Annotated in this window: 5 protein-coding genes; all 5 read right to left on the bottom strand. The window is 70.1% G+C overall.

Translation table 11 applies throughout. The features are described from left to right. Positions 1 to 146: 146 nt before the first annotated feature. Positions 147 to 707 (bottom strand): bifunctional adenosylcobinamide kinase/adenosylcobinamide-phosphate guanylyltransferase, encoded by a 561-nt coding sequence (cobU, locus tag ACEN88_RS25560; protein WP_413344179.1) that lies wholly within the window; start codon positions 705 to 707, stop codon positions 147 to 149. Beyond that, positions 704 to 2,002, bottom strand: a complete 1,299-nt coding sequence (locus ACEN88_RS25555; RefSeq protein ID WP_413344177.1) for a cobyrinate a,c-diamide synthase — start codon at positions 2,000 to 2,002, stop codon at positions 704 to 706. Before ACEN88_RS25555 ends, cobU begins: the two co-directional genes overlap by 4 nt. Then, positions 2,002 to 2,628 carry a cob(I)yrinic acid a,c-diamide adenosyltransferase gene (gene cobO / locus ACEN88_RS25550; RefSeq protein WP_413344175.1) on the bottom strand — a complete coding sequence of 209 codons (627 nt, stop codon included), beginning with the start codon at positions 2,626 to 2,628 and terminating at the stop codon, positions 2,002 to 2,004. Before cobO ends, ACEN88_RS25555 begins: the two co-directional genes overlap by 1 nt. Beyond that, positions 2,621 to 3,400: an ABC transporter ATP-binding protein gene (locus ACEN88_RS25545; RefSeq protein ID WP_413344173.1), complete on the bottom strand. Its 780-nt coding sequence runs from the start codon at positions 3,398 to 3,400 to the stop codon at positions 2,621 to 2,623. The genes cobO and ACEN88_RS25545 overlap by 8 nt, the downstream gene beginning before the upstream one ends. Further along, on the bottom strand, positions 3,397 to 4,280 hold an 884-nt coding region (locus ACEN88_RS25540; RefSeq protein ID WP_413344171.1), incomplete at its 5' end, for a FecCD family ABC transporter permease. The genes ACEN88_RS25545 and ACEN88_RS25540, both read right to left, overlap by 4 nt.

Here is a 4,280-nt window from a genome sequence, read left to right as displayed (position 1 = left end):
TCTCCACGCGGCAGGAATTTCCCGAGGTCGGCCCCATCGACCTGCCGCCGCTGTTCGTTGACGAACGCGCCGCGCCTCGCCCAGCAACAGGTCGAGCAGAACGCCGGCGACGAGCGCCAGCGCAAGCGTCGTGGGCGCCAGTCCGCTCAGCATGGCGCGCCCTTCAGCACGAGCGGCAGGCCGGCCGCGACGAACAGCACGCGGTCACAGCGCGCCGCGACGTCCTGGTTCAGGCGGCCCGCTTCGTCCACGAACGCGCGCGAGACGGCGCCGTAGGGCACGATGCCCATGCCGGTTTCGTTCGATACGAAGACGACGTCGCCGGCGGGTGTCGCGTCCAGCCAGTCGAGCAGCGCGGCGCGTTCGTCAACGAACAGCGGCGGCAGGTCGATGGGGCCGACCTCGGGAAATTCCTGCCGCGTGGAGAACATCAGGTTCGTGAGCCACAACGTCAGGCAGTCGACGAGCACGATGCGCTCCGGCGCACACAGGATTCGCAACGTGGCCGCGAGCGCCGTCGGCTCTTCCACTGTTTTCCACTCCGCCGGCCGGCGCGCGCGATGATGGTCGATCCGCGCCGACATCTCCGTATCGCCCGCATACGACGTCGCGACATACACGACGTCCTTGCCGGACTCGCGCGCGAGCCGCTCGGCCAGTCCGCTCTTGCCGGACCGCGCGCCGCCGAGGAGAAGGGTGCGGCTCATTCCAGCTCTCCCTGCAACAGGCTCGCGACGGCGGCCGGGTTGGAGGCAAAGAACGCGTGGAAGTACGACGCCGTCAGCGACCCGACGCGGTAGACGGCCTCGCCCTGCGTGCCGGACGGATGCTTGACCGTCCACGCGGCTGGCGCAAGCGGCGTCTCCAGGCGCGAATAGTGGAAGGTGTGGCCGCGCATCTGCCCGGCGTTCGTCGCGAGTCCCTGCGATCCCAGTCCGGCCAAACGCGGCTGCATCAGCACGCGGCCCGGCAGCAGGCCGGCCATCGGCCAGTCGCGGCCCTCCTTGTCTACGAGCGACTCGGCCAGCACCATCATGCCGCCGCATTCCGCGAGGATAGTCAGGCCGGCCGCATGCGCCGCGCGGATCGATTCGCGCCAGCGCCCGGCCTGCGCCAGCGCTTCGCCGTGCAGTTCCGGGTAGCCACCCGGCAGGTAGACGGCGTCGGCATCCTCGGGCACCGGTTCGTCCGCCAGCGGCGAGAACCACGTGACGCGCGCGCCCAGCGCTTCCAGCGTGTCGACGTTGGCCGGGTACAGGAAGCAGAACGCGGCGTCGCGCGCGATCGCCACCGTGAGCCCGGACAGCAGCGGCGCGACCGGTTCTTCCGGCAAGGCTTCGTCCGGGAGCTGCGGCGCCAGCGCATTCCACTGCGCCTCGTCCAGCTGCAACTGGTCGGCCAGTTCGTCGAGGATGGCGTCGATGTCGGCGACTTCGCCCGGCACGACGAGGCCGAGATGGCGTTCCGGCAGCCGGCGCGCCTGCTTCGGCAGGGTCGCGAGCAGCGGGATGTCGCGCAGCGACGCCGCGACCATGCGTGCATGACCTTCGCTCGCGACGCGGTTGGCGACGACGCCGGCCATCCGCACGGGCCCGTAGTCGCGCAGGCCCATGACGACCGCGCCGGCCGTCTGCGCCATTGCCGACGCATCGATCACGGCCAGCACGGGCAGATCGAATGCGCGCGCGAGGTCGGCGGCGGACGGATCGCCGTCGTACAGGCCCATCACGCCTTCCACCAATACGACGTCCGCGTCGCGCGCGGCGCGCGCCAGGCGCCGGCGGCTCTGCTCCAGCCCGACCATCCACAGGTCGAGCGTGTGGACCTTCGCGCGGCTCGCGTGTTCGAGGACCATCGGGTCGATGAAGTCGGGCCCGCATTTGAAGACGTGCACGCGCTGGCCCATGCGGCGCAGGCGCCGCGCGAGCGCGGCCGTGACCGTCGTCTTGCCCTGGCCGGACGCGATGGCCGCGACCAGCAGCATGCGGGCGCCGGAGGCCATCACCACTCCGTCCCGGCCTGCGCCGCGATGCCCGCCTTGAAGGCGTGCTTGACGACGTTCATTTCGGTCACGGTGTCCGCGATGGCGATGAGTTCCGGCGGCGCGGCGCGGCCCGTCACGACGACGTGCTGCATCTCCGGGCGGTCGAGCAGGTCGGCGATCACCGTGTGCACGTCCAGGTAGCGATACTTCAGCGCGATGTTCAATTCGTCCAGCACGACGAGGCCGCAGGCGGGATCGGCCAGGAAGCGGCGCGCCTGCTCCCAGGCTTCCTCGGCCTTGGCGATGTCGCGCTCGCGGTTCTGCGTCTCCCACGTATAGCCTTCGCCCATCGCGTGGAAGCTGACGTCGTCGGGGAAGCGGCGCAGGAACATCTCTTCGCCGGTGGACATCGCGCCCTTGATGAACTGGACGACGCCGACCTTCATGCCGTGGCCCAGCGCGCGCGCGACCATGCCGAACGCGCTCGAGCTCTTGCCCTTGCCGTTGCCGGTGTTGACGATGATGATGCCGATCTTCTTGTCGGCCGCGGCGATCTTGGCGTCGATGACGGCCTTCTTGCGCTCCATGCGCGCGCGGTGGCGCTCGTTCAGTTCCGCGGTTTGTTCAGGGGTCATTTCAGTCATGAGGGGCCTCCAGGGGAATGAAAATACGACGGCCCTTGTTCTCGATTGCGTCGATCGGGTGGCCGAGAAAGCTGCTCAGCAGCGGTGCCTGCAGTGCGTCGTCGACGGTGCCGGCATGCCAGCGGCCGTCGCCCATCAGCAGCAGGGCGTGGGTGGAAATACTGTGTGCCAGGTTCAGGTCGTGGCCGATCATCACGATGGTCTTGCCGCTTTGCCGGCACAGGCGCGACAGCAGCGACATCGTGCGCACCTGGTGCGCCAGGTCGAGCGCGTTCGCCGGCTCGTCCAGTAGCAGCAGCGGCGTGTCCTGCGCGAGCAGCGCGGCAATGGCCACGCGCTGGCGCTCGCCGCCGGACAGCGTGCGCACGTCGCGCGTGGCGAGGTGGTCGACTTCCATCGCCACGAGCGCGTTCACGGCCGCGTGGTGGTCGTCGCTCTGTTCCCAGTAATGGTTGGCGTGGTAAGGATGGCGCGCGGACAGCACGGTTTCCATCACGCTGTACGCGAACGCGTCGCTGCGCGACTGCGGCAGGTACGCGCGTTCATGTGCCAGCGCTTCCAGCGGCCAGGCGGACAGCGGACGGTCGTGCAGCGCGACGGTGCCGGCATCGGGCGCGCGCAGGCCGGCCACGGTGCGCAGCAGGGTGCTCTTGCCGGCGCCGTTGCGGCCGATGATGGACCAGCATTCGCCGGCGCGCACGACCCAGTCCAGGCCGTGCACGAGTACGCGATCGCCGGCGCGCAATTCCAGTTGTCGGGTCGCGATCGTCATTTGTGCATGCGGTGCAGTTGATACAGGAAGACGGGCGCGCCGATCAGCGCCGTGATGGCGCCGACTGGCAGCTGGGTCGGTGCGACGACCGTGCGCGCGACCGTATCGCACAGCACGAGCAGGCTGCCGCCGCCCAGCACGGCGGCCGGGATGAGCACGCGGTGGTCCGGGCCGAACGCGAAGCGGCACGCGTGCGGCACGATCAGACCGACGAAACCGATGGCGCCGGCGCTCGTCACCGCGCTCGCCGTCAGCACGGCCGATACGAAAAACAGGCCCTTGCGCACGGCGCCCACGCGCACACCCAGCGTGGCGGCGGCTTCCGCGTGCAGCGCGAGCATGTTCATCGCCCGCGCGTTGCGCAGCGCGTACACGAGCGCCGCGGCCAGCACGATCCAGGGCAGGATGCGCAGCGGCGCGCCGGCCAGGTCGCCGATCATCCAGAACACCATGCTGCGCAGGCGCCCTTCCGGCGCGATCGACAGCATCAGCGTGACGAGCGCCATGCTGGCCGCCTGCATGATCGTGCCCGTCAGCAGCAGCATCGACGTGCCGCCTTCCACCGCAACCCCGCTACGCATGTCGCGCCGCGCGAGCAGGTAGAGCAGCAGGGCGATCGTCACCGCGCCGGCCATCGCCGCGCCGTCCACGGTGGCCGCCGCGCACATCATCAGGAGCGCGAACAGCGCGCCGACCGACGCGCCGGCCGAGATGCCGAGCACGTACGGGTCGGCGAGCGGATTGCGCAGCAGCGCCTGCATCATGACGCCGGCCAGCGCGAGCACGCGCAGGTGCGAGTTGGTGAGGATTTCCCGGTCCTTCTCGCCGGCGCCCAGGTAGTACGCGGGGCGGCGCGGCGCGGTCATCAGCGACAGCGCGT

Source organism: Massilia sp. CT11-108 (assembly GCF_047302915.1).
Taxonomy (GTDB): Bacteria; Pseudomonadota; Gammaproteobacteria; order Burkholderiales; family Burkholderiaceae_D; genus Telluria; species Telluria orientalis.
The sequence above is the reverse complement of the archived record's forward strand: the minus strand, read 5'-3'. Positions and strand labels throughout refer to the sequence as shown.